Genomic DNA, 23,313 nt, shown 5'->3' with positions numbered 1-23,313 from the left:
GCCATGACCGTCCCGGTTTATGCCTTCAACGAGTGGATCTGGGCCGCGTTCGATCCCGTTCTGATCGCCATCGCGCTGGTCATGGGCTGGAAGTCGGATCAGTTCGTGAAGGTCATCCTCGTATCGCTGATGGCCTTCTCGGTCTCCGTGCTGGTGTCGTGGGGCGTCACGGCCATCGGCATCCCCTGGCCGGCCCCGGTGAGCCACGACGGACCGACCTTCTTCCCGATCCGCTGGATCGCCGGATTCCTGTGGGGTGCCCTGGGCTTCCTGGCGCACCAGCTCTATCGCCTGCGCGCTTGACCGCGCCGGCCGGCATTTCCACCTTCGATGACTTGCACCCTTCCGGCGCTCACCCGCGCTCCGCAACGCTGAACCTGGGCCATCATGACCGCAGCCGTGAACCCAAAAAAACTCATCAAGGGCGGCCTGCACGATTGGGAGGTCGTGATCGGCATGGAGATCCACGCCCAGGTCACGAGCCGCTCCAAGCTGTTCTCCGGCGCCGCGACGGAATTCGGGGGCGAGCCCAACGACCACGTCTCCCTGGTGGACGCGGCCATGCCGGGCATGCTGCCGGTGATCAACGAGGAATGCGTCGCCCAGGCCGTGCGCACGGGCCTCGGGCTCAAGGCGCAGATCAACCACCGCTCGGTGTTCGACCGGAAGAACTACTTCTACCCGGACCTGCCGCAGGGCTACCAGATCTCCCAGTTCAAGGACCCCATCGTCGGCGAGGGCACGGTGCTGGTCGATCTGCCCGATGGCGAGACGATCACGGTGGGCGTCGAGCGGCTGCACCTCGAGCAGGACGCCGGCAAGTCGCTCCACGACCAGAACCCGACCCAGAGCTTCGTCGATCTCAACCGCTCGGGCGTCGCCCTCATGGAGATCGTCTCGCGCCCCGACCTGCGCTCGTCGGAGGAGGCGCGCGCCTACGTGACCAAGCTGCGCACCATCCTGCGCTACCTCGGCACCTGCGACGGCGACATGGAGAAGGGCTCGCTCCGGGCCGACGTGAACGTGTCCGTGCGCCTGCCCGGCGACCCGCTCGGCACCCGCTGCGAGATCAAGAACGTCAACTCGATCCGCTTCATCGGCCAGGCCATCGAGGTCGAGGCAAGGCGCCAGATCGCCATCATCGAGGATGGCGGCACCATCTCCCAGGAGACCCGGCTGTTCGATCCGGGCAAGGGCGAGACCCGCTCCATGCGCTCCAAGGAAGAGGCGCACGATTACCGTTACTTCCCCGATCCCGACCTGTTGCCGCTGGAGTTCGACCAGGCCTACGTCGATCGGCTCGCCGAGGGCTTGCCCGAACTGCCCGACGCCAAGAAGGCGCGCTTCATCGAGGCCTACGGGCTCAGCCCCTACGACGCCGGGGTGCTCATCGCCGAGCGGTCCTCGGCCGATTATTTCGAGGCGGTGGCCAAGGGGCGCGACGGCAAGGCCGCGGCGAACTGGGTGATCAACGAGCTGTTCGGCCGCCTCAACAAGGAGGGCAAGGGCATCGAGACGAGCCCGGTCTCGGCGGATCAACTCGGTGCCGTGGTGGACCTCATCGGCGAGGGCGTCATCTCCGGCAAGATCGCCAAGGACCTGTTCGAGATCGTCTGGACCGAGGGCGGCGACCCGCGCGCGCTGGTCGAATCGCGCGGCATGAAACAGGTGACCGACACCGGCGCCATCGAGACGGCCATCGACGCGATCATCGCGAAGAACCCCGACAAGGTGCAACAGGCCAAGGAAAAGCCGACGCTCCTCGGCTGGTTCGTCGGCCAGACCATGAAGGCCACGGGCGGCAAGGCCAACCCGGCGGCGGTGAACGCCCTGCTGAAGGCGAAGCTCGGCATCGAGTAGGAGGCGCGCTGACCTCCCCACGAGGGTAGGGCTGCAGATGGCGCGGGTGGGCGTGAAGGCCCTCGGTGCGCATTCCCTCTCCCCGCCAGCGGCCATTGTATCCACACATCTCAGCGCGATGCGGCCCTCCTCCCCCTTGTGGGGAGAGGGACGCGCCCTGCTTCTGGAAAAACGCAGTCGTGTGAATCCGGTAGCCGCAAGCGGGACGAGACCAGCTTCATCGCGAGGGAATGACGCGTTGAGCCCGGCATCCGCTTTCACGATCCGCCATCTCGGCCGGCCGATACGCCGGCTTTCCACGCCGTGCGTCTCGATGCCTTACCCGGCACCCGGAGGCGTTCGGCGCGTCAGGGGAGGTTGAATCCAGACAGCCGCTCGCGTGGTTCGCCGTGACCCCTGGAGATCCAAGCCGTATTCGGTGCCTGGAGCGGGGAGGGCGGACCTGGTCGGAGGCGCGGCACTCTACGTGCCCGAGGCGCCCAAGCTCTGCTACCAACGGCACTTTGTGGGTGGCGCTTCGTGGGGCGTCTTCGTCAGCGCGGACGCACGCGGCGTCTGCGTTGGCATGCCGCTCATCGCGGCCGTGACCGCCTATGCGGAGACTTGCGTGGACGATGTGGGGTTGTCCGTGGAGGCCGCCAATCACGGCGCGATCCGGCCCTACGAAGCCGCCGGGTTCGTGCCATACGGCATCGAGCTGCGCGCGCTGAACATCGCCGACGTCTTCTACGATGAAATCTTGATGAACTTAGATCTCAGCCGCCAAGGCTGAGCAAGAGAAACCGGCGGCGGAAGCGGTCGAGATGGGGCATTTCGCGTGTTCGAAGTCGTGCCGTAAAGGCCGCTTCTGCGCCCCGGTGACCGCTTCCGTCCCGTGATTCGTGTCTTCGCTGCTCGGATCCGGATCGAATTAAGCCCGGATCGTCGCCGCAGCGTGCTGCTGGGGTGGAGTCATGCTCGTCTCCCACTCGGGGTTGGCCGCAATCGAACGTCAAACGTCGCTGCTGGTCACCTCGTTGCTTTGTCTGTGCTTGACTGGCGAAGCACAAGGACAGACTGCGACTGCCGGGGGGAAGCGTCAACCCCCTATTTGCCGGCTTGGTCGAAAGTCTCCGGTCGGAGTGAGGGAGCACCGCGAAACGTCCTGAACGATCAACGTCTTGGCGCCCGTCCCCATCCCACCCGCTTCACGGGTTCGGGGTCGGGACCGCCCAGCCCGAGACGCGCTGGCGCAGGGCCGCCCACCAGTTGCGTCCGTGGACGCTCGGCTCCCCCACGGAGACCGTGGCGGTCATGCCGGCCACCAGGGTCACGCCCGCGGGCACGCCCTCGATGCGCACCCGCACGGGCACGCGCTGGGCGAGCCGGACCCAGGTGTAGACGGGATCGACGCTGGGCAGCCCCTGCGTGCTCGGCGCCGCGTTGGCGATGCTGATGCCGAGCGTGATGCTCTCGACCCGGCCGCGGATGATCGGATCGTAACCGAGGAGCTGCGCCGAGACGGTGTCGCCCACATGGATGTGGGCCATCTTCGTCTCCTCGAAGTAGCCGTCGATCCAGAACGAATCGGTGTCGATCACCGCGATGTTGACGGTGCCGGTGGTGGCGTAGTCGCCGACCCGCAGGAGCAGGTTGGTCACCCGGCCGTTCACGGGCGCGCGCACCTCCGTGCGGGTGCGGTTGATCTTGGCCTGGGACAGCTGCGCCTTGGCCGAGGCGAGGGCGGCCTCGGCGATCTTGGCCGTGCCGGCGAATTGCTGCTTCTCCTCGACGGAGGTCGACAGGGTGGTGAGCGCCTCGCGCCGCGCGGCCTGGGTGCGCTTGACCTGGAGGTCGGCCTCGCGGTTGTCCATCTCGGCCTGGGCCGACGCGATGGCGACGTCGAAATCGAACGGATCGATGACGTAGAGCACGTCTCCCTTGCTGACCGCCTGGTTGTCGGTGACGCGCAACTCGACGATCTGGCCCGAGACCTGGGGCGCGACGCTCGCCACCTGCACGCGCACCCGGCCGTCGCGGGTCCACGGCGCGGTGACGTAGAATTGCCAGACCAGGGCCGCCGCCACGAAGGCGCAGGCCAGGATCAGGCCGGTGGCGAACAGGCGCAGGATCCGCCGGGGCCGGCCTACCGTCTTGGGAGCCTTGGCCGGCTGAGCCTTCCGGTCTGCGTCTTGGCGGGCATCTCGGGATTCGTCGGACATCGTCACAGGAACACGATCAGGAGGGCGAGGATGCAGACGTAGAGGCCGGCCTCCGCGAGCGGCGGATTGGCGACGTAGCGGCTGAAGCGGAGACGGTTGAAGGCGACGCGCAGGAGCATCAGGATCGCCAGGGCGCCGGCGGCGTAGGCGACGAAGGGCGAGACGAGAACGCCGCCGAAGTCGAGGTCCGAACGCATCAGGCGCCTTTCAGTCCGAGGCGGCGCAGGAACCGCCCCTGCGTCACGGCGACGTTGGCGATGGTGGCGAGATCGCTCGCCGCCCGGGCGATGGCGAGGCGCGTGGTCCGCGCGGTCCCCCGCCCGGCCGCCAGCAGCGCGTGCGCCGCCGCCTCGATGGCCCGGCGGTCCACGGCCATGATCGCCTGCCGCGCCGCCCCGGCGGCATCCGCGAGGGCGGGGTCGCTCGCGAGACGCCTGAGCTCCGCATGAGCCCGGGCGGCGGCCGCCTCCATCCGGGCGAGATCGAAGGCCCGGTCGAGGCTTGCCGTCCGCACGGCGCCGCTCTTCGAGCTCCATTGCGCGAACTGGAGGAGGCGATCGCTGTTGAGGCTGGTCCGGGTGGTGGCATCGCCGCCCTCGCCGGCCAGGGCATCGACCAGGGCGCGCCGTGCCGAATCGAGGGCGAAGGCCCGGTGCTGGGAGGGCGAGATCGGCAGCACCACCCGCACGGTGACGAACAGGATGAGGGCCGCCATCACCACCAGCAGGGCGTTCGCGAAGAACGTCTGCGGATCGTAGGTCTGCGGGTTCGAGGGCGAGAGCAGGACGGGGAAGAACACCAGCAGGATGAAGCCGACACCGAAGGTCGGCGGATTGAGGCTGAGGAAGCAGGCCACGAACACCACGGGCGCGATGGCGATGGCGAGCAGCGGAAACCCCTGCACCCCGGCGAGCAGCCCGAACAGGACGAGTCCGGCGCACAGGGCGGCCAGCGGCATGCCGATGAGCACGCCCCGGGCGAACGCCTTCGGGTCCGGCGTGATGGAGGAGAGCGCACAGGTGGCGGCCACCTGGACAAGGGCGAAGGAGGTGGCCGGCCAGCCCGCGAAGATGAGAAGGAGGGCCGTCGTCCCGAACGCGATGCCGACCCGCGCGGCCCCGCGCAGGGCCACGGGGAAATCGCGATGGGTCGGCAGGGGCACGTCGCGCAAGGGACGCTTCCCGGTGTCGAGGGCCTCGGCGCCGTCCTGCGCGAAGGCGGCGTTCCGGGCGAAATCGACGGCGCGCTGCAGGGCCAGGACCTCGCCGAGATCGGCCCCGCGCCCGACGGTGTCGGCGAGACCGTCGCGCAGGCGTTCGGCCGCCCGGAGGGCCGCGTCCCGCGCGCCGTCGCGGGTGAGGTCGAGGCACAGGACACGGGCCTCCGCCACGGCGGGGCCGGGCGCGCGGTCGGCGGCGGTCCCGAAGGCACGGGCGGAGGCCGCCATGGCGTAGAGGGCCGCGATGGCGCTGCGGGCCCCCGCGGCCCGGTTGGGGCCGTCGTCGAGTTCGCCCGCGATGGCACTGGCGTCCCCCCGCATGACCGCGATGCGGCGGATGAGGGCGCCGGCGCGCTCCGATCCGGGATCGCCTGCCGTGAAGGTGTCGCGCGCGAAAGCCCGGGTCGCCTCCAGCGCGCCGTCCAGCGGCGTGCGCAGCGTGCGCCACGTGCTGGGGGAGGCGAGGGCATCGTTGATGAAGGTGATGGCGACGATGCCGATGGCGATCGCCGCCACCCGGTCGACGGCGGCCTCGAACACCGCCTGCGGCGCGTCGATATGCGCGATGGCGATGATCGCCACGGTGTAGCCCGACAGCATCGCCCCGTAGGCCCGGGTGTCCTGCAGGAAGTGGGCGGTGAAGACGCACAGCATCAGCCAGGTCGCGAACGACACCAGCAGCAGCACCCGGTCCTGCGCGAACAGGGCGATGAGCACGATGGCCACCACGGCCCCGACGATCGTACCCACGAACCGGTAGAGCGCCTTCGACAGGGCCTGTCCGCGCTTGGGCTGGGCCAGGATCGCCACGCAGACCATGGCCGAGGAGGCTCCCGAGAGCTGGAGCCAGAACGCCGCGTAGAGGGCCAGCACCATGGCGAGCCAGATCCGCAGGGCGAAGGCCCAGGCGGAGGGCGGCGGCACCACTCGGTCGGCGAAGGCGAGGGTGCGGTCGAGGAGGGAGGGCGCGTCCTGCGTCGCTTCGCTCATGGAACGCGTGACGCCGCCGGAACGAGGGCGTCCGCGGATGATCCGGCGACCCGCGCCTGCCACAGGCACAGGAGCGGGGTCACCACGAGCTCCACGGCGAGCGCCGCCATCATGGTCAGGGACGGCAGGCCGGTCAGCGCCAGGCCGAGGAGCCGGGCTAGGCCGCCCAGCGCCACCACCAGGGTGAGAAAGCGGAACAGGCCGGCCTTGGCCTCGATTCCCGGCACGCAGATCCAGAACAGGATGCCGATGCCCATGTGGAGGCCCGACAGGTAGCGGTAATGGCTGTCGGCGGAGACATCGACGAGGCCGCCCCCGCTACTCAGGCCGAACAGGACGCCGTAGAGGCCCGACACGACGGGCACGAGGGCGACCGCCGCCACCACGCGCTGCAACGCCTGCCGTTCCCGCATCGCCCCGTCCCGTCCCGTACAAGCCGCCCGACGGCCAACAGGGCAGACGGGCAAGCGTTCCCGGGTAAGCGCTACGGTGCCCGACGCACCGGTGTTTGTGGATCAGGCCTTCTGTTCCTTGAGGCGCTTCACGCACTTGCTGAAGTACTGCGGCCATTTCGGGCCCTTGGCGGCCTTGTCGGCGACGGAGAGCGCCCGCCATTCCGCACCGCAGGTCTTCTGGCGCGTGCGCGCCGCACTCTGGCTCACGGTCGGCTCCTTGGCGGCCGTGCCTTTCTCCTGGGCGAAGACCGGCTGGGACAGCAGGAGCGGGGCGGCGAGGCAGGCCAGGAGGAGGGAGCGGAACGGCATCGTAACAACTCTCGATTGCGGTGTTGCCCCTATGGGGCGGGCACGGCGCATCACACCCACAACCAGAGCGTTCGGCAAGAGGCTTTTGCGGAGCAATCTCCCCGATGTAAGGCCGGCCCGCGATCCGCCCAGCACCCCGCCCGCAACCATCGGCTGGCGTTGCGGTTTGATCCGGCACAGGAAGCACGACGAACCTTGGCCGGGATGAACCGCATGGCACACGCTCCGGGACGACCCATCGACGTACACACGTGGAGCACGCCCAACGGCTGGAAGATCCCGATCATGCTGGAGGAGTGCGGCCTGCCCTATCGGGTGGTGCCCGTGAACATCGGCCGGGGCGACCAGATGGCGCCGGACTTCCTCGCGCTCTCGCCCAACAACAAGATCCCGGCCATCGTCGACCCCGACGGGCCGGGGGGCGAGCCGATCACAATCTTCGAATCGGGGGCGATCCTACAATACCTCAGCCGAAAGACCGGCTGCTTCCTCCCCGCCGACGAGCGCGCACGGGTGAAGGTCGAGGAGTGGCTGATCTGGCAGGTGGCGGGCTTCGGGCCGATGCTCGGTCAGGCCCATCATTTCCGCATCTACGCGCAGGAGAAGATTCCCTACGCCATCGAGCGCTTCACCACGGAGGCCCAGCGGCTCTATCGCGTCCTCGACCGGCAACTCGACGGCCGGGACTATGTCGCGGGAGACATTTCCATCGCCGACATCGCGATCCTGCCCTGGGCCAAGTACCACGAGAAGCAGGGCGTCGACCTCGCCGCCCTGCCCAATGTCGAGGCCTGGATCGCCCGGATGCTGGCGCGGCCCGCCGTGCAGCGCGGGTTCGCGGCGATCTGAAAGGGGGGGGACCCTCCCTTCCACACAAGGGGGGCAGTGCCCCCTGGGGACCGTTATTCCGCCGGAGCGGCCTTGGCCGCCGGCTTCGGAACCGCCTTCGCGGCGGGCTTCGGCGCCGGGGCGGCGGCCTCGCCGGCCACGTTGGTGGCCTGCTGGTTCACATCTGGCACCCGGGTCCAGGTCTGCGAGCCGCACAGGATCTTCAGGAGGCAGCCCGAGACCGACAGCTCGGAGGCGCTCTCACGCTCCAGGCTCACCTGGTACAGCTTGCCCTCGTCGGCGTTGTAGATCTCGCCGGAGAATTTCGACTCCTCGGGCTTGAGGTTGTCGAGGAGGGTAAGGCCCAAGGCAGGGCGGCTGCGCTTCTTCGGGTCGGGATTCTTGATGTCGGTGCGCGGAGCGCCGTCCTCGGTGGTGGGGGATTTCAGCCAGACCACCTTGCCGCAGATGTTGGCGCCGCCCGGGCCGCACCGGTCGATGCGGACCTTGGCCCGTCCGTCGCCGGTGAGCCAGGTGCCCGACGGGTCCTGGGTGGGAGCGGCGAGGGCCGGCACCACCTGGGCGATGGTGAAGCCGGAAAGAAGGCAGGCGGCAGTCAGGGCGACGCGCATGGGATGGTCTCCGTCGAACGGCGGAAGGGGTCGGTGTCGTTGACACCAGAAAGCCCGCGCAATCGGGCGAATTTCCGGCACTGTTGCGCTCAAGCCATGGCCGAGGGTTTTTCCTCGTGAGGCAAGGGTTTTTACCCTCGGGTTGAGGGGCGGGGGCGCCCCCGCTATAAGCCCGGCGCCGGAGCCTTAAGTTCCGGCCACAGAATCAGAACCGGACGAACCATGGCCACCGAGCGCACCTTCTCCATCCTCAAGCCCGACGCGACGAAGCGGAACCTGACCGGCGCGGTCAATGCCGTGATCGAGAAGGCCGGCCTGCGCATCGTCGGTCAGCGCCGCATCCAGATGAGCCGTGCCCAGGCGGAGAAGTTCTACGAGGTCCACAAGGAGCGCCCGTTCTTCGGCGAGCTCGTCGACTTCATGATCTCCGGCCCCGTGGTCGTGCAGGTGCTCGAGGGCGAGAACGCCATCGCCCGCTACCGTGAGATCATGGGCGCCACGAACCCGGCCAATGCCGACGAGGGTACCATCCGCAAGACCTTCTCCGAGTCGGTGGGCGAGAACACCGTCCACGGGTCCGACAGCGCCGAGAACGCCAAGCTCGAGATCGCGCAGTTCTTCCAGGACTCCGACATCGCCGGCTGAGTGCCTTCGCCGCGCACCGCCGTCCCGAGGGGCGGCGGCGCGCGGCGGTATTTGCCGCCACGCTGTGGCCGCGCTGCCCTTGCGCGGCCACCAGGGCTCCGTGAAACCGGGCTGTTTCCCGAATCGCTTTCACGGACCCCTCACACCATGCGCCTCCTCGCTCCGCGCACCGGCCGGCTTCTGCTCGCCGCAGGCCTCCTCGCTGCGCTCGCCGCCTGCAACGCCAACAAGGCCGGCCCGACGGCCGAGCTCGCCGGCTACACGCCCGATCCGGCCCTCAAGACCGCCACCGCGAGCAACCTCACCGGTCGCGTGCGCCATGCCTGCACGGTGACGCAGGCCCGGCTCCAGAACGTGTCCGAGGTCTCCCTCGCCCGCCCGTGCGGCTGCTACGCCCAGCGCACCCTGGCGAGCCTCGACCAGAACGAACTCGTTGCCTATCGCACCACCGGCTACTTCAACGATTCGGCCCGCGCCAAGGCGCTCTCGGCCCTCGACAGCTGCCAGCTGCCGCGCCCGGCCTGATTCGCTGCAGGGCGGACCCGCCTGTGCAGGTCCGTCCCACTGCGGAGCCCGTCTAATCCCGAAGACTGAGCAGGGCGCCGTCCGCCCGGCTCACATCGTCCGAAAAAACCACCCGGTCGCCGTCGAGGCGCGCACGGTCCGAGGCGATGAGCGCCAGGGCCGCCGGATAGAGCCGGTGCTCCTGCACCAGGATGCGGGCGGCCAGCGCGTCGGCATCGTCGCCCGGCAGGACCGGCACGGCGGCCTGGGCGACGATGGGCCCGGCATCGAGCTCCGGCACCACGTAATGCACGGTGCAGCCGTGCAGGCGCACACCTGCGGCCAACGCCTGTTCGTGCGTGTGCACGCCCTTGAACAGGGGCAGCAGGGAGGGGTGGATGTTGATCATCCGCCCGGCCCAGGCCTCGACGAAGCCGGCCGAGAAGATCCGCATGAAGCCGGCGAGGCACACGAGGTCGATGTCCGCGGTCACGAGTTCGGCGTGCAGCGCCGCGTCGAAGGCCGCGCGGCTCGGATAGGCCTTGTGGTCGATGGCGCGCGTCGCGATGCCGGCCGCCGCCGCCGTGGCGAGGCCCCCGGCCTCGGGCCGGTTGGAGGCCACCAGCACGATCTCGGCGGGAAAATCCGGCGCCGCGGCCGCCGCGATGAGCGAGGCCATGTTCGAGCCGCGTCCCGAGATCAGGATCGCGACCCGGGTTTTTTTCGGAGGCGTCATCAGCGCGGCACCGTCAAAACGTGAGCCGGCCTTCGAAGGTCACGGGCTCGGGACCCCGCGTCGTGATCCGGCCGAGCCGCACGGGCGAGGCACCGCCGAGATCCAGCGCCTTCGACACCGCGCCGACGCTGTCGGGCGAGACCACCACCACCATGCCGATGCCGCAGTTGAAGGTGCGCAGCATCTCGGATTCGGCGACCTCGCCGATCTCGGCGAGCCAGCCGAACACCGGAGGGGGCATGATCGCGTCGAGGTCGATGGCGATGCCGACCCCGTCGGGCAGCACGCGCGGCAGGTTGTCGGGAAAGCCCCCGCCGGTGATGTGGGCCAGCGCCTTGATCCCGTCCGTGGATTTCAGGGCGGCGAGCAGAGGTTTCACGTAGATGCGGGTCGGCTCGAGGAGGGCTTCACCGAGGGTGCGGATCGGCTCGAACGGCGCCGGGTCGTCGTAGGACAGGCCGCTCTTCTCGACGATGCGGCGCACCAGGGAGAAGCCGTTGGAATGGACCCCGGAGGAGGGCAGGCCCAGCACCACGTCGCCGGGCACGATGTTGCCGCGCGGCAGCAGGGTGCCGCGCTCGGCCGCCCCCACGCTGAAGCCGGCGAGATCGTAGTCGGCGCCATCGTAGAGGCCCGGCATCTCGGCGGTCTCGCCGCCGATGAGGGCGCAGCCGGCGAGGCGGCATCCCGCCGCGATCCCGCGCACGATGTCGGTCCCGACGCCGGGCACGAGTTTGGCGGTGGCGAAATAGTCGAGGAAGAACAGCGGCTCGGCGCCCTGGACGATGATGTCGTTGACGCACATGGCGACGAGATCGATGCCGATGGTGTCGTGGCGGTTGGTCTCGATGGCGATCTTCACCTTGGTGCCGACGCCGTCGTTGGCTGCCACCAGGATCGGATCGCGGAACCCCGCCGCCTTGAGGTCGAACAGGCCGCCGAACCCGCCGATCTCGGCATCCGCCCCCGGCCGGCGGGTGGCGCGCACCAGCGGCTTGATCGTCTCGACCATGGCGTTGCCCGCATCGATGTCGACGCCGGCCTCCGCGTAGGTCATTCCGTGTTTGGGCTCGCCGGTCATCCGCGCCGCTCTCTTCCGATCCGCTCTTTGGCGACCTCTAACCATTCCCGCGCGCCTTCGCGAGTCTTCTGCGGCATACCTTGACCGCACCCCACCGGCTTCCCACTCTCGTGAGCGCACGGGCGGCGTGCGGGACGGAGGACGGCCGATGCGCGGCAGGGCGGTGATCGGGTGTCTGGCACTCGGCGGAGCTGTCCTGCTCCTCTATCTCCTGGCCGACGTGATGCTGCCCTTCGTGGCCGGCCTCGCGCTGGCCTACCTCCTCGATCCCATCGCCGACCGCCTCGAACGTCTCGGCCTCGGGCGGCTCACGGCCTCGCTCCTGATCCTGGCGATGTTCGTGGTCGCCCTCGTGGTGGCGCTCCTCATCGTCGTCCCGCTCGCCGCCAACCAGATCGCCGCGTTGGTCGCGACCCTGCCCGGCATGGTCGCGCGGCTGCAGGGAATCCTGACGGAGAGGGCTGGCCCGCTGCTGCAGCGCATGGGCGGCGCGGATGTCCTGACCGACCTGCAATCCTCCGTCGGCACCCTGGTGGGGCAGGGCGGGACGTGGTTCCTCGCCTTCCTGAAATCCCTGTGGTCGGGCAGTCAGGCGCTGATCTCCATCGCCTCGCTCCTCGTGGTGACGCCCGTGGTGGCGTTCTACCTGCTCGTCGACTGGGACCGGATGATCGCGGCCCTCGACGGCTGGGTGCCGCCGCGCCACCGCGCCGTGGTGCGCCGCCTCGGTCGCGAGATCGACGGGGCCGTGACCGGCTTCGTGCGCGGCCAGACCCTGGTCTGTCTGATCCTCGGCACCTTCTACGCCGTCGGGCTGTTCGTGGTCGGGCTGAACTTCGGCGTGCTCATCGGCCTCATCGCGGGCTTCCTCACCTTCATCCCGTATGTGGGGACGCTCACCGGCTTCCTGCTCTCCGTCGGCGTCGCCCTGGCGCAGTTCTGGCCCGATTCCGACTGGCTCCATATCGGGCTCACCGTCGGGGTGTTCGCGGTGGGCCAGTTCCTGGAGGGGAACATCATCTCGCCGAAACTCGTCGGCGAATCGGTGGGCCTCCACCCGGTCTGGCTGATGTTCGCGCTCCTGGCCTTCGGCTCGCTGTTCGGCTTCCTCGGCCTTCTGCTCGCCGTGCCCGTGGCCGCCTCCATCGGCGTGGTGGTGCGCTTCGCCCTGAGCCGTTACCTGCAGAGTCCGCTCTATCACGCGGGCTCCCCGGTGCTGCTCCCCAACCGTGAGACCTGATGGCCATCCGCGAGAATGCGCCCCCCAAGCAACTTGCGTTCGACCTGCCCGCCGACCCCCGCTACGGGCGCGAGGACTTTCTGGTCGGTCCCGCCAACGAGGCGGCCTACGGCCTCGTGGAAGCCTGGCCGAACTGGCCCGACACGGTCTGCGTCCTCACCGGCCCGCCCGGCAGCGGCAAGAGCCACCTCGCCTCGATCTGGGCGACGCGGGCCCATGCCTGGACTGCCTCCGTCGCCGAGGTCCAGGCCGCACGGGTGCCGCACCTCGTCTCCAACGGCGCCCTCGTCATCGAGGACATCGACCGGCCCGAGGGTCGCGACGAGGCGGCCCTGTTCCATCTCCTCAACCTCGCGCGGGAGCATGGCAGCCCCGTTCTCGTCACGGCGGCGCAAGCCGTGGAGGCCATGGGCCTCGCGACGGCGGATCTGCGCTCCCGCCTGCGCCTGGCGCCCGGCGCCACCATCCTCGCTCCCGACGATGCGCTCCTGCGCGCCGTCCTCGTCAAGCTGTTCGTGGATCGCCAACTCGTGGTCGATCTCGCCGTGGTCGAGGCCTTGGCCCTGCGCATCGACCGCTCGTTCGGCCTCGCCCGACAGGTGGTGAGCGAACTCGACCGCGACGCCCTCGGGCGCGGCCGGCGCATCACCCGGCCCCTGGCGCTGGCCGTGCTCGCCCGCCTCGGCCTCGATGCCACCGACGACGAGGCCGACGATTAGAGGCTGCGGACCGGAAACTGTCATCGAACCGTCAAGAACCGCGCCTTCCCGCATGCTAGGAAGCCGCCCCTCAGCTTTCAGGAGACAGACACTTGGCGGACATGGAATCGGACGCGACCGCACCGGAGACCGGACCCGCCGAGGCCGAGACCACACGTGCGGTGGCCCGTCCCCGGGCCACACGGTCCGCGCCGAAACGCGTCGCTCAGGAAAAGCCCGCGATCGGTGCGGACGGGCCCGCGGCCCTTGCGGCGGAGGCCGGGCCGGACGTCGATCTGCCCCTGGTGGAGGCGCCCCTTCCCGAGCCGGCGCCCGACTTGCCCGCCGCCGCGGACGTCCGCGGTACCGTGCGCGAGGCCGGCCTCGCGCTGCGCCACTCGCCCGAGCGCTTCGTCAACCGCGAGCTGTCCTGGCTCCAGTTCAACCGAAGGGTTCTGGAGGAGGCCTCGAACCCCAACCACCCGCTGCTCGAACAGCTGCGCTTCCTCTCGATCTCGGCCAACAACCTCGACGAGTTCTTCATGGTGCGCGTCGCCGGCCTGCACGATCAGGTCCGCGCCGGCCTCGTCGCGCCCTCGCAGGACGGCCTGAGCCCGGCCGAGCAGCTCGCGCGCGTCGGTTCGGACGTGTCGCGCCTGGCGCTCGACCAGCAGCAGCGCTGGCGCGAGTTGCGCGGTGAACTCCTCGGCGTCGGCATCGAACTCGTCGAGCCCGCCGGCCTCACGCCGGAGCACAAGGCCTGGCTGGAGGAGTACTTCCTCAGCCACGTCTTCCCGGTGCTGACGCCGCTCGCCATCGATCCGGCCCATCCGTTCCCGTTCATCCCGAACCTCGGGTCGACCGTCGCCCTGATGCTCATGCGTCCGCGGGACGGGCGGGTGCTGCGCGCCCTCATCCGCCTGCCGGCCCTGGTCGACCGCTTCGTGCGCCTGCCCGATGCGGACGGGGACGCCACGGCGCGGTTCATCGCCATCGAGCAGGTCATCGTCCTGTTCACCGGGCGCCTGTTCCCGGGCTACTCCCTGCGCGGCCACGGGGCGTTCCGGGTGATCCGCGATTCCGATCTCGAGATCGAGGAGGAGGCCGAGGACCTCGTCCTGCATTTCGAGACGGCCCTGAAGCAGCGCCGCCGCGGCATTGTCATCCGCCTCGAGGTCGAGGCCGGCATGTCGGAGGATCTGCGCGCGTTCGTCGCCGACGAACTCGAGATCGGCCCCGATGCGGTCTTCATGGTCGAGGGCATGCTGGCGCTCAACGAACTGTCGCAGATCGTCGGGATCGACCGGCCGGAGCTCAAGTTCAAGGCCTACAATCCGCGCTTCCCCGAGCGCATCCGCGAGAGCGGCGGCGACGTGTTCGCGGCCATCCGGCAGAAGGACTTCACCGTCCACCACCCCTACGAGTCGTTCGACGCGGTGGTGCAGTTCCTGGCGCAAGCCGCCCGCGACCCCAACGTGGTCGCGATCAAGCAGACCCTCTACCGTACCTCCTCGAACTCGCCCATCGTGGCGGCGCTGGCGGAGGCCGCCGAACTCGGCAAGTCGGTCACCGCCCTCGTCGAGCTCAAGGCCCGCTTCGACGAGGAGGCGAACATCCGCTGGGCGCGCAACCTCGAGAAGGCCGGCGCGCAGGTGGTGTTCGGCTTCGTCGAGCTGAAAACCCACGCCAAGCTGTCGATGGTGGTCCGGCGCGAGGGCGACAAGCTCGTGAGCTACTGCCACGTCGGCACCGGCAACTATCACCCGATCACGGCGCGCATCTACACCGACCTGTCGTTCTTCACCGCCGATCCGGTGGTGGCCCGCGACGTGTCGCGCATCTTCAACTACATCACCGGCTACGCCGAGCCCGCGGGCCTCGAGCGCATGGCGGTCTCACCCCTGACCCTGAAGCCCCGCCTCCTCGAGAACATCGAGCAGGAGATCGCCCACGCCAAGGCCGGGCGCCCGGCGGCGATCTGGATCAAGTGCAACTCCCTGGTCGATCAGCAGATCATCGACGCCCTGTACGACGCCAGCGCGGCGGGCGTGCAGATCGATTGCGTGGTCCGCGGCATCTGCTGCCTCCGGCCGGGCATCCCCGGCCTGTCGGAGACCATCCGGGTGAAATCCATCGTCGGGCGCTTCCTGGAGCACGGGCGCATCTACTGCTTCGGCAACGGCGTCGGGCTGCCTCACCCCAAGGCGACGGTGTACATCTCCTCGGCCGATCTCATGAGCCGCAACCTCGATCGCCGGGTCGAGGCGCTCCTGCCCATCACCAATCCCACGGTGCATCAGCAGGTGCTCGATCAGATCATGCTGGCTAACCTCCTCGACAACCGCCAGAGCTGGCGTGTACTGGCGTCTGGCGCGAGTGAGCGGATCCAGCCGGCGGAGGGCGAGGAACCGTTCAACGCCCATAAATATTTCATGACGAATCCGAGCCTGTCCGGGCGCGGCAAATCGTCGAAGAAATCGAGCCCGCGCGCCCTGAGCCGCCGTGCCCAGCGCGCCTGAGCGCCTTGCCGAAGGAACATGCATGGGCCTCCACCATGCCGGCCCACCCCGCGGCGAGTCCGGGGCCGACGCGTCGCCGGCCTCGATGCACCGCGAGCCCGTGGCCATCATCGACATCGGCTCGAACTCCGTGCGGCTCGTCGCCTATGACGGGCTGACGCGGGCGCCGACGCCCCTCTACAACGAGAAGGTCCTGTGCGGGCTCGGCCGCAACGTGCTCACCACCGGTCGCCTCAACGAGGAGGCCGTCCGGCGTGCCCTGATCGCCCTCGCGCGGTTCCGGGTGCTGTGCGAGACCATGCGGGTCGCCCGGGTCTTCGTGCTCGCCACGGCCGCCGCCCGGGACGCGCAGAACGGCGCCGAGTTCCTCGCGGCCGCGCAGGCCGCCTGCGGCCACCCCATCGAGCTCCTGTCGGGGCGGCGCGAGGCCGAGCTGTCGGCGCTTGGCGTCGTATCGAGCTTCCACGCGCCGGACGGCGTGGTCGGCGATCTCGGCGGCGGTTCCCTCGAACTCGTGGACGTGCGCGGCGCCACCGTGGGCACGGGCGTGACCATGCCGCTCGGCGGACTGGCCCTTCAGGACCTCTCGGGCAATTCGCCCAAGAAGGCCATCAAGATCGTGCGCGAGCACCTGAAGAAGGCCGCCCCCCAACTCGAGACCCTGCGCGGACGCAGCTTCTACGCCGTCGGCGGCACCTGGCGGGCCCTGGCCCGCCTGCATCAGGCCGCGCGGGGCTACCCGCTCCACGTCATGCACGGCTACAGCGTCGAGCCCTCGGACGAACTCAACTTCCTCGAAGTGGTGGAGCGCACGGACGCGGCCCTGCTGCAGGACGTCGAGAGCGTCTCCGAGGCCCGCCGGCCACTGCTCGCCTACGGGGCGGTGGTGCTGGAGGAAATCCTCCGGGTCGGGCGCCCGCGCGAACTTGCGGTCTCGGCCGCGGGCGTGCGCGAGGGCCTGCTCTACGAGCAGCTCGACCGGGACGCGCGGCTGGCCGATCCGCTCCTGGTGGCGGCCGCCGAACTCAATGCCCTGCGGGCCCGCTCGCCGGGGCATGCCACGGATCTCATCGCCTGGACCGACCGCTTCATCGCCTCCCTCGACGCGCCCGAGACGGCGGACGAGCGCCGTCTGCGGCACGCCGCCTGCCTGCTCTCGGATATCGGCTGGCGGGCGCACCCGGACTATCGCGGCGAGCAGAGCGTCAACGTGATCACCCACGCGGCCTTCGTCGGCATCGACCATCCCGGTCGGGCCTATCTGGCGCTCGCCGTATACTTCCGCCACGAGGGCGTCGCGCCGGAAAAGGCGAGCCCGATGCTGCGCAACCTCGCCGGGGCCCGCCTGTTCGATCGGGCCCGCCTGCTCGGCGCCCTCCTGCGCCTCGCCTTCCCGCTGACGGCCGGAATGACGGGCAGCCTCGGCAATCTTCCCGTCGCCGTCGTGGAGGGGCGCGTCACCCTGACCATGCCGCCCGATTGCGAGACCCTGGCGGGTGACCGCATCCTCAACCGCGTCCGCGGCGTCGGCCGCGTCATCGGCCTCGACGGCCGCATCGTGATCGCCTGAGTCCGGATCGAGACCCCATGCAAGCCCTCCAGCTCTTCGGCGACCGCGACCTGCGCGTGAGCGAGATCGAGGCCCCGGCTCTCCCCGGCCCCGGCGAGGTCCGGATCCGCGTCCGGGCGGTCGGCCTCAATTTCATCGACGTGTGGGGCTTTCGCGGCATGGCCTTCGCCAAGCGCAAGCTGCCCCTCACCGTGGGCGCCGAAGCTTCGGGCGAGATCGCCTGCGTCGGCGAGGGCGTCGAGGGCCTGGCCGAGGGCGACCGCGTGGCCCTCTACGGCGCCCAGACCTGCGGCCAGTGCAAGGCCTGCCGGGAGGGCCGCGACAATCTCTGCGAGAACGTCGCCGGCGTGATGGGCTTCCACATCGATGGGTTCGCCCGCGAGTTCGTGACCATGCCGGCCCGTCTCGTGGTCCGGGTGCCGGACGGGGTCGGCTTTACCGATGCCGCCTGCGCGCCCATCGCCTTCGGCACCGTGCAGCACATGCTGTTCGACAACGCGAAGCTGGAGCCCGGCGAAAGCATCCTGGTCCATGCCGGCGGCTCCGGCATCGGCACGGCGGCGATCAAGATGGCCAAGGCCATCGGCTGCACGGTGTTCACCACGGTCGGCGACGACGCCAAGGGGGAGAAGGCCAAGGCGCTCGGCGCCGACCACGTCATCAACTACCGCGACGAACGCTTCGAGGGCGAGGTCCGCCGGCTGACGAAGCGCAAGGGCGTCGACGTGGTGTTCGAGCATGTCGGGCCCGACACCTGGAACGGCTCGCTCCTGTGCCTCAAGCGCGGCGGGCGCCTCGTCACCTGCGGGTCGACCTCGGGCGTCTCCACCACCATGAACCTGATGCAGCTGTTCCAGCAGCAATACCGCATCACCGGCTCGTTCGGCTGCTCCATGGCCAACATCCGCCAGTCGCTCGCCAAGATGGCCGAGGGCCTCACCCCCGTGGTGGATACGATCCTGCCGCTCGCCGATTTCGCCCAGGGGCTGGAGCGCCTCGAATCCCGCAAGGTGTTCGGCAAGATTCTCGTCACCCTGTGACGGAGCGTCTCGCCGGGACCGCCCGGCTGTTGGACGCAGACCGGGTGCACCCCCGCGAGAAAATGATCTAAGCGGGGAGGGTGAGCGTCGCCGTGAGCGCTCGTCCGCACGGAAATCGCCTTGCTCCGCCTCGCTCTGGTCCTGAAACGCCACCTGCCGCGCCTTGCCGGGCTGGCGATGATCCCCCTGATCCGGACCCTGTTCTGGCTGGCGCGCCGGCTCGGCACCGACCGGGCGAGCCGGATCGGCGGGCGCTTGGTCCGGACCGTCGGCCCGTTCCTGCCGGCCCATCGGACCGCCATGGCCAACCTCGCGGCCGCGTTCCCCGACCTCGATCCGGCCGCCCGGCGGGCGCTGGCGGCGGAGGCTTGGGACAATCTCGGCCGAACGGGCGCCGAATACGCCCACCTCCACACCCTGTTCGATGCCGACGACACCGATCCGTCGAGCCAGCGCATGCAGGTCTCGGGCGAGGGCCATTTCGCGGACCTGCGCGACGACGGGAAGCCGGGGCTGATCTTCTCGGCGCACCTCGCCAACTGGGAATTGCCGGCGATCTGCGCGGCCCGCTACGGCCTCGACGCCACGGCGATCTTCCGGCCGCCCAACGACGCGGCCTCCGCGCGGCTCGTGCAGGAGGTGCGCCGCCAGACCATGGGCGGCCTGGCGGCGGCCGGGCAGGGCGCCGTCTTCGCCATGCAGGGCGTGGTGGAGCGCGGCGGACACCTCGGCCAGCTCATCGACCAGCATTTCACCCGGGGCGTCGTGGTCGAGTTCTTCGGCCGCCCCGTCCTCGTCAACCCCCTGCTCGGCAAGCTCGCCCGACACTACGAATGCCCGGTCCACGGCGTGCGCGTGGTGCGGCAGGAGGGCGCGCGCTTCGCCCTCGAACTCACCCCACCCCTCGACCTGCCGCGCGACGCCAAGGGCGAGATCGACGTCCAGGGCGCCATGCAGGCCATGACCCGGGTGGTCGAGGACTGGATCCGCGAGAATCCCGGACAATGGCTCTGGATGCACCGGCGCTGGCGCCCGGCCATGCTGCCGAAGCCGAAGGCGCCGGCGACATCCGCCACCGAGGCGGCTGCGCCCGCCACCTGATCCGGGTTCGAAGGGCCAAGCCCTTCGCGGGTCCAGGGCAGCGCCCTGGGTTCTTCGTCGGGCTCCGCCCGACACCCGCCGATGGGCGGGCCCTTCGGAATCCCGGAACTGCGCTCAGTCGATCCACTCGCCGGCGCGCATCACCGGGATCGCCCGGCCCTCTGCCGTGAGGCCATCGACGTCGACCGCGGCCGAACCGATCATCCAGTCGATGTGGATCAGGCTGCGGTTGGCCCCGCGCGCCACCAGATCCGCCTCGCTGAAATCCGCGCCGCCGTTGAGGAAGCACTTGCTGTAGGCTTGGCCGAGCGCGATGTGGCTCGCGGCATTCTCGTCGTAGAGGGTGTTGTAGAACAGCAGCCCCGAGGCCGAGATCGCCGAGGAGGCCGGCACCAGGGCGACCTCGCCGAGTTGGCGCGCACCCGCGTCGGTCTCCAGGACCTTGGCGAGCACCGCGCCACCCGTGCGCGCCTCGGCCTCGACGATGCGGCCCGCCTCGAACCGCACCCGGATGCCGTCGATGAGGGTGCCCTGATAGGACAGGGGCTTGGTGCTCGTGACGAACCCGTCGACCCGATCCTTGTGGGGTGTGGTGAACACCTCCTCGGTGGGGATGTTGGCGTTGCAGGTGATGCCGCTGCGCGAGACCGAGGCGCCGCCGCACCATTCGTGGTCGTCGGCGAGCCCCACCGTGAGGTCCGTGCCCGGCCCCTGGAAGCGCAGGGCCGCGAAGCGATGGGTGTTGAGGGTGCCCATGCGGGCGTGGAGCGCGGCGTTGTGCGCCTCCCAGGCGCCGATGGGGTCCGGCCCGTCGACCCGCGAGGCTGCGAAGATCGCGTCCCACAGGCGGGCCACGGCTGCGTCCTCGGGGAGATCGGGGAACACCGTGCGGGCCCACGGCACGGTGGCGGCCGAGACGATGGTCCAGTTCGTGGCGAAGTTGGCGATGAGTTCGAGGGCCGGCACGTAGGCCTGCGAGCGGGCGCGGTTGGCGCGCGACACCCGCGCCGTGTCCTGGCCGGCGAGCAGCGCGGGGTCGTCACCCGCCACGGCGAGGCGCGCGGCGCCGTTTCGGTAGGCTTCCGCCATGCCGGAATAGAGCCATCCGGCGGCCGTGTCGAAGGCCTCCTCCGGGGCGTAGGCGAAGCGCGCCAGGGTGGCGGCGTCGTCGGAGTAGAACGTGGTGACCAAGGAGGCGCCGGCCTTGTACGCCTCGACCGTGATCGCCCGCACGAGGGCGACGGTCTCCAGGGGCGCCGTGATCACGAGTTCCTGGCCGGGCCGCAGCCCGAGGCCGACCTTGACGGCCACTTCCGCGAGGCGTTCCAGGCGTGTGGCATGGGCGGATGGAGCCGAGCCCGCTCCGCCGGCCTGACCGTGCGTATCCATCCCTTGATCTCCCTCGAACCTGCTGTGAGCGTTCGCTCAAGATCAGGTCCCGGGAGATCAGGTCAAGCGGCGCGCGACCAAGTGATCTCGCCGAGGTTCTCGCGGAAGGCAAAGCGCAGGAGGTGATCGGAGACCACGTTCTCGAGGCGGGTCAGGGCCGCGGGATCGGGCGTCGCCACCCGCATCAGGAGGGCGTCGGCCTCGGCCTCGAAGGTGCAGACCCGATCCTCGCCGAACGGCACGCGGCCGGCGTCATCGGTGGCCTCGACGGGGAACTTGTGGCTCCAGTGCCGACAGAGCTGCTTCAGGTAGCGGCTCGCCTCGGCCGTGGGGACTCTCGCCTGAGAGGTCGGCATCGTCGGATCTCCATCGCTGCCCCAGAGGGGCGGGGTCGCGCCACGGCGCAATCGAATCTTCGGGGCGGAATCTTCGGACCGATTGAAGGGGGTGACGGTTAAGGCGGGGTAACCTGCCGCACCGCACTGTCCGAAAAACCGCCGTCTCCTCACATCCTTGGGGCCATTGACGCCGATTCTATGGCGCGGCGCGAAACGCAGTCTGAACGGGATTGGTGCGTTGCACAATGACAATCCGGCAATGCGCGTTCGGGTTCCGGCAAAAGAGCGCGTGGACTCCCCGGCTCAAGGGAGGGCGGCCGGCCCGCCGCCCCCGGGCTCCGCGTGCGCGCCCGGTGGAGCCTGCTCCGGGACCACCTTGCCGGGGTTCAGGATTCCGTGCGGATCGAGGGCCGTCTTGAGGCGGCGCATGAGGTCGAGGGCGACGGGGTCGCCGTAGCGGGCGAGTTCGTCGCGCTTGATCAGACCGACGCCGTGTTCGGCGGCGATGGAACCGCCGAGGCTCTCCACCACGTCGTGGACGATGCGGTTGAAGCGCCCCCATTGGTCGAGGAACGCCGCCCGGTCCATGCCGATGGGCTGGCTCAGGTTGAAGTGGATGTTGCCGTCGCCGAAATGGCCGAAGGCGCAGACGCGCAGGCCCGGCATCGCCGCTTCGCAGGCCCGGGTCGCCCGATCGAGGAACGCGGGAAGCGCCGTCAGCGGTACCGAGACGTCGTGCTTGATCGAGCCGCCCTCGCGCCGCTGCACCTCCGACAGGTTCTCGCGCAGGGTCCACAGGGCCTGGTTCTGGGCCTCGCTGGCGCCCAGGGTCGCATCCTCCACGAGGCCGGCCTCGATGGCCTCGCCGAGCGCCATTTCGAGGACTTCCGTGGCCGGCGCGTCGGGCCGGGTCGAGGAGAATTCGATGAGCGCGTAGGTGCCGTGCCGGCCCGCCAGGGGGGGCGTCGCGCCCGGCGTATGGCGCAGGACGATCTCCAGCCCGAAGGGCGGGATCACCTCGAAGGCGGTGAGGTCGCGCCCCGCCCGGGTGCGCAGGTGGGCGAACAGGGCGAGCGCGGCGGCCGGATCGGCGAGGCCGACGAAACCGACGCCCCGGCTCACGGGCTTGGGAAACAGCTTCAGGACGGCGGCGGTGATGATGCCCAGCGTCCCCTCCGAGCCGACGAAGAGGTGCTTCAGGTCGTAGCCGGCGTTGTCCTTCCGCAAACCCTTGAGTCCGTTCCAGATCCGGCCGTCCGCCAGCACCACTTCGAGCCCGAGGACGAGGTCGCGGGCGTTGCCGTAGGCCAGCACCGCCGTGCCGCCGGCGTTGGTCGAGAGATTGCCGCCGATGCGGCACGAGCCCTCCGAGGCCAGCGACAGGGGGAACAGCATTCCGGCCGCCTCCGCCGCCGCCTGGACGTCCGCCAGGGTGACGCCGGCCTCGACGGTGATGGTGGCGTTGGTGGGATCGACGGCCCGCACCCGGGCGAGGCGGGCCAGCGACAGGACGATCCCGCCCTGGGGCACGCCCCCGCCGACGAGGCCGGTGTTGCCGCCCTGAGCCACCACGGGCACTCCGGCGGCGGCGCATCGTTCCACCACGAAGGCCGCCTCGGCCGCGTCGGCTGGGCGCGCCACCGCGAGGGCTCGGCCGCGGTGCAGCCCGCGCGTCTCGACGAGGTAGGGCTCGAGATCCTCGGACGCGGTGAGCACGTGCGCCGCGCCGAGACGGCCGGTCAGGGCGGCCAGCAAGTCGCGGCTCAGGACGTCCTGAATGGGCGAGTTTTGGGCGGGCGAGTTTTGGGCGGGCAAGTCGGGAGAAGGAGGCACGGGAGGATCTCGCGGGGCGATCGTCGAAGGCGCGCGTCGCCGGGATGGCGTGGCCGTGCGCTCCCCCTATGATAGGGGGCGCGCGGCCTCTGTGCAGGGCGGGGGGCCGCGCGTCCGATCCCCGG

General features: G+C 70.0%; 23 protein-coding genes. 12 read left to right on the top strand and 11 right to left on the bottom strand.

Annotated elements, in window-relative coordinates; genetic code table 11:
- The first annotated feature begins 3 nt into the window (after positions 1-3).
- The 3 genes from ASF52_RS04520 to ASF52_RS04510 all read left to right on the top strand — a co-directional run bounded on the left by ASF52_RS04520 (position 4) and on the right by ASF52_RS04510 (position 2,632).
- Entirely contained in the window at positions 4-303 is a 300-nt protein-coding gene (locus tag ASF52_RS04520) for a hypothetical protein (RefSeq protein WP_056168326.1), read from the top strand.
- Between the two features lie 84 nt (positions 304-387).
- Positions 388-1,860, top strand: coding sequence for an Asp-tRNA(Asn)/Glu-tRNA(Gln) amidotransferase subunit GatB (gene gatB / locus ASF52_RS04515; protein WP_056168323.1), 1,473 nt, complete (start codon positions 388-390; stop codon positions 1,858-1,860).
- Positions 1,861-2,326: 466 nt separating this feature from the next.
- Positions 2,327-2,632 carry a GNAT family N-acetyltransferase gene (locus ASF52_RS04510; RefSeq protein WP_156629964.1) on the top strand — a complete coding sequence of 102 codons (306 nt, stop codon included), beginning with the start codon at positions 2,327-2,329 and terminating at the stop codon, positions 2,630-2,632.
- Between the two features lie 415 nt (positions 2,633-3,047).
- Here ASF52_RS04510 and ASF52_RS04505 read toward each other — a convergent pair whose 3' ends face one another.
- The 5 genes from ASF52_RS04505 to ASF52_RS04485 all read right to left on the bottom strand — a co-directional run bounded on the left by ASF52_RS04505 (position 3,048) and on the right by ASF52_RS04485 (position 7,034).
- Positions 3,048-4,061 (bottom strand): efflux RND transporter periplasmic adaptor subunit, encoded by a 1,014-nt coding sequence (locus tag ASF52_RS04505; RefSeq protein WP_056168317.1) that lies wholly within the window; start codon positions 4,059-4,061, stop codon positions 3,048-3,050.
- Positions 4,062-4,063: 2 nt separating this feature from the next.
- Positions 4,064-4,258 carry a DUF1656 domain-containing protein gene (locus tag ASF52_RS04500; protein WP_056168314.1) on the bottom strand — a complete coding sequence of 65 codons (195 nt, stop codon included), beginning with the start codon at positions 4,256-4,258 and terminating at the stop codon, positions 4,064-4,066.
- On the bottom strand, positions 4,258-6,270 hold the full coding sequence (locus ASF52_RS04495; protein ID WP_056168311.1) for an FUSC family protein: 2,013 nt from the start codon (positions 6,268-6,270) through the stop codon (positions 4,258-4,260). Before ASF52_RS04495 ends, ASF52_RS04500 begins: the two co-directional genes overlap by 1 nt.
- Complete coding sequence (locus tag ASF52_RS04490; protein WP_056168308.1) at positions 6,267-6,683, bottom strand: DUF4345 domain-containing protein; 417 nt, start codon at positions 6,681-6,683, stop codon at positions 6,267-6,269. Before ASF52_RS04490 ends, ASF52_RS04495 begins: the two co-directional genes overlap by 4 nt.
- 102 nt (positions 6,684-6,785) lie before the next feature.
- Positions 6,786-7,034, bottom strand: a complete 249-nt coding sequence (locus tag ASF52_RS04485) for a hypothetical protein (RefSeq protein ID WP_056168306.1) — start codon at positions 7,032-7,034, stop codon at positions 6,786-6,788.
- A gap of 213 nt (positions 7,035-7,247) precedes the next feature.
- Here ASF52_RS04485 and ASF52_RS04480 point away from each other — a divergent pair, with 213 nt between their 5' ends.
- Positions 7,248-7,883, top strand: coding sequence for a glutathione S-transferase N-terminal domain-containing protein (locus tag ASF52_RS04480; protein WP_056168415.1), 636 nt, complete (start codon positions 7,248-7,250; stop codon positions 7,881-7,883).
- A 53-nt stretch (positions 7,884-7,936) separates the two neighbouring features.
- Here the strand turns inward: ASF52_RS04480 and ASF52_RS04475 are convergent, their stop codons facing one another.
- Positions 7,937-8,494 (bottom strand): DUF2147 domain-containing protein, encoded by a 558-nt coding sequence (locus ASF52_RS04475; protein WP_056168303.1) that lies wholly within the window; start codon positions 8,492-8,494, stop codon positions 7,937-7,939.
- Between the two features lie 222 nt (positions 8,495-8,716).
- Here ASF52_RS04475 and ndk point away from each other — a divergent pair, with 222 nt between their 5' ends.
- Together ndk and ASF52_RS04465 are read left to right on the top strand one after the other, a co-directional pair.
- Entirely contained in the window at positions 8,717-9,139 is a 423-nt protein-coding gene (ndk, locus tag ASF52_RS04470) for a nucleoside-diphosphate kinase (protein ID WP_056168300.1), read from the top strand.
- A gap of 147 nt (positions 9,140-9,286) precedes the next feature.
- Positions 9,287-9,664: a hypothetical protein gene (locus tag ASF52_RS04465; RefSeq protein WP_056168297.1), complete on the top strand. Its 378-nt coding sequence runs from the start codon at positions 9,287-9,289 to the stop codon at positions 9,662-9,664.
- A gap of 52 nt (positions 9,665-9,716) precedes the next feature.
- Here ASF52_RS04465 and purN read toward each other — a convergent pair whose 3' ends face one another.
- Together purN and purM are read right to left on the bottom strand one after the other, a co-directional pair.
- On the bottom strand, positions 9,717-10,379 hold the full coding sequence (gene purN, locus ASF52_RS04460; protein WP_056168294.1) for a phosphoribosylglycinamide formyltransferase: 663 nt from the start codon (positions 10,377-10,379) through the stop codon (positions 9,717-9,719).
- Positions 10,380-10,392: 13 nt separating this feature from the next.
- Positions 10,393-11,460 (bottom strand): phosphoribosylformylglycinamidine cyclo-ligase, encoded by a 1,068-nt coding sequence (gene purM / locus ASF52_RS04455; RefSeq protein WP_056168291.1) that lies wholly within the window; start codon positions 11,458-11,460, stop codon positions 10,393-10,395.
- 148 nt (positions 11,461-11,608) lie between these two features.
- Here purM and ASF52_RS04450 point away from each other — a divergent pair, with 148 nt between their 5' ends.
- The 6 genes from ASF52_RS04450 (at position 11,609) to ASF52_RS04425 (ending at position 19,628) form a co-directional block, all read left to right on the top strand.
- Complete coding sequence (locus ASF52_RS04450; RefSeq protein ID WP_056168278.1) at positions 11,609-12,700, top strand: AI-2E family transporter; 1,092 nt, start codon at positions 11,609-11,611, stop codon at positions 12,698-12,700.
- Positions 12,701-12,705: 5 nt separating this feature from the next.
- Entirely contained in the window at positions 12,706-13,419 is a 714-nt protein-coding gene (locus ASF52_RS04445) for a hypothetical protein (RefSeq protein ID WP_056168412.1), read from the top strand.
- A gap of 101 nt (positions 13,420-13,520) precedes the next feature.
- Positions 13,521-15,917: an RNA degradosome polyphosphate kinase gene (locus ASF52_RS04440; protein ID WP_244473691.1), complete on the top strand. Its 2,397-nt coding sequence runs from the start codon at positions 13,521-13,523 to the stop codon at positions 15,915-15,917.
- Positions 15,918-16,002: 85 nt separating this feature from the next.
- The gene (gene ppx, locus ASF52_RS04435) at positions 16,003-17,487 is read left to right on the top strand and encodes an exopolyphosphatase (RefSeq protein WP_056168402.1); all 1,485 of its coding nucleotides are present in this window, start codon (positions 16,003-16,005) and stop codon (positions 17,485-17,487) included.
- A 17-nt stretch (positions 17,488-17,504) separates the two neighbouring features.
- Entirely contained in the window at positions 17,505-18,527 is a 1,023-nt protein-coding gene (locus ASF52_RS04430; protein ID WP_056168272.1) for a zinc-binding dehydrogenase, read from the top strand.
- A gap of 120 nt (positions 18,528-18,647) precedes the next feature.
- Positions 18,648-19,628, top strand: a complete 981-nt coding sequence (locus ASF52_RS04425) for a lipid A biosynthesis lauroyl acyltransferase (RefSeq protein ID WP_056168269.1) — start codon at positions 18,648-18,650, stop codon at positions 19,626-19,628.
- A gap of 114 nt (positions 19,629-19,742) precedes the next feature.
- Here ASF52_RS04425 and ASF52_RS04420 read toward each other — a convergent pair whose 3' ends face one another.
- The 3 genes from ASF52_RS04420 to ASF52_RS04410 form a co-directional block, all read right to left on the bottom strand.
- Entirely contained in the window at positions 19,743-21,017 is a 1,275-nt protein-coding gene (locus ASF52_RS04420) for an aminopeptidase (RefSeq protein WP_056168262.1), read from the bottom strand.
- Between the two features lie 62 nt (positions 21,018-21,079).
- Entirely contained in the window at positions 21,080-21,373 is a 294-nt protein-coding gene (locus ASF52_RS04415; RefSeq protein ID WP_056168259.1) for a DUF2218 domain-containing protein, read from the bottom strand.
- Positions 21,374-21,658: 285 nt separating this feature from the next.
- Complete coding sequence (locus ASF52_RS04410) at positions 21,659-23,110, bottom strand: FAD-binding oxidoreductase (protein ID WP_443136650.1); 1,452 nt, start codon at positions 23,108-23,110, stop codon at positions 21,659-21,661.
- Between the last annotated feature and the right edge of the window lie 203 nt (positions 23,111-23,313).

The organism is Methylobacterium sp. Leaf112 (assembly GCF_001423295.1).
Lineage (GTDB): Bacteria > Pseudomonadota > Alphaproteobacteria > Rhizobiales > Beijerinckiaceae > Methylobacterium.
The sequence above is the reverse complement of the archived record's forward strand: the minus strand, read 5'-3'. Positions and strand labels throughout refer to the sequence as shown.

What these genes read in the sequence shown, in the direction of transcription:
- ASF52_RS04520 (WP_056168326.1), top strand. Translation starts at nt 4, where the DNA reads ATGACCGTCCCGGTTTATGCCTTCAACGAGTGGATCTGGGCCGCGTTC.
- gatB (WP_056168323.1), top strand. Translation starts at nt 388, where the DNA reads ATGACCGCAGCCGTGAACCCAAAAAAACTCATCAAGGGCGGCCTGCAC.
- ASF52_RS04505 (WP_056168317.1), bottom strand. Translation starts at nt 4,061, where the DNA reads ATGTCCGACGAATCCCGAGATGCCCGCCAAGACGCAGACCGGAAGGCT.
- ASF52_RS04500 (WP_056168314.1), bottom strand. Translation starts at nt 4,258, where the DNA reads ATGCGTTCGGACCTCGACTTCGGCGGCGTTCTCGTCTCGCCCTTCGTC.
- ASF52_RS04495 (WP_056168311.1), bottom strand. Translation starts at nt 6,270, where the DNA reads ATGAGCGAAGCGACGCAGGACGCGCCCTCCCTCCTCGACCGCACCCTC.
- ASF52_RS04490 (WP_056168308.1), bottom strand. Translation starts at nt 6,683, where the DNA reads ATGCGGGAACGGCAGGCGTTGCAGCGCGTGGTGGCGGCGGTCGCCCTC.
- ASF52_RS04485 (WP_056168306.1), bottom strand. Translation starts at nt 7,034, where the DNA reads ATGCCGTTCCGCTCCCTCCTCCTGGCCTGCCTCGCCGCCCCGCTCCTG.
- ASF52_RS04480 (WP_056168415.1), top strand. Translation starts at nt 7,248, where the DNA reads ATGGCACACGCTCCGGGACGACCCATCGACGTACACACGTGGAGCACG.
- ASF52_RS04475 (WP_056168303.1), bottom strand. Translation starts at nt 8,494, where the DNA reads ATGCGCGTCGCCCTGACTGCCGCCTGCCTTCTTTCCGGCTTCACCATC.
- ndk (WP_056168300.1), top strand. Translation starts at nt 8,717, where the DNA reads ATGGCCACCGAGCGCACCTTCTCCATCCTCAAGCCCGACGCGACGAAG.
- ASF52_RS04465 (WP_056168297.1), top strand. Translation starts at nt 9,287, where the DNA reads ATGCGCCTCCTCGCTCCGCGCACCGGCCGGCTTCTGCTCGCCGCAGGC.
- purN (WP_056168294.1), bottom strand. Translation starts at nt 10,379, where the DNA reads ATGACGCCTCCGAAAAAAACCCGGGTCGCGATCCTGATCTCGGGACGC.
- purM (WP_056168291.1), bottom strand. Translation starts at nt 11,460, where the DNA reads ATGACCGGCGAGCCCAAACACGGAATGACCTACGCGGAGGCCGGCGTC.
- ASF52_RS04450 (WP_056168278.1), top strand. Translation starts at nt 11,609, where the DNA reads ATGCGCGGCAGGGCGGTGATCGGGTGTCTGGCACTCGGCGGAGCTGTC.
- ASF52_RS04440 (WP_244473691.1), top strand. Translation starts at nt 13,521, where the DNA reads ATGGAATCGGACGCGACCGCACCGGAGACCGGACCCGCCGAGGCCGAG.
- ppx (WP_056168402.1), top strand. Translation starts at nt 16,003, where the DNA reads ATGCACCGCGAGCCCGTGGCCATCATCGACATCGGCTCGAACTCCGTG.
- ASF52_RS04430 (WP_056168272.1), top strand. Translation starts at nt 17,505, where the DNA reads ATGCAAGCCCTCCAGCTCTTCGGCGACCGCGACCTGCGCGTGAGCGAG.
- ASF52_RS04420 (WP_056168262.1), bottom strand. Translation starts at nt 21,017, where the DNA reads ATGGATACGCACGGTCAGGCCGGCGGAGCGGGCTCGGCTCCATCCGCC.
- ASF52_RS04415 (WP_056168259.1), bottom strand. Translation starts at nt 21,373, where the DNA reads ATGCCGACCTCTCAGGCGAGAGTCCCCACGGCCGAGGCGAGCCGCTAC.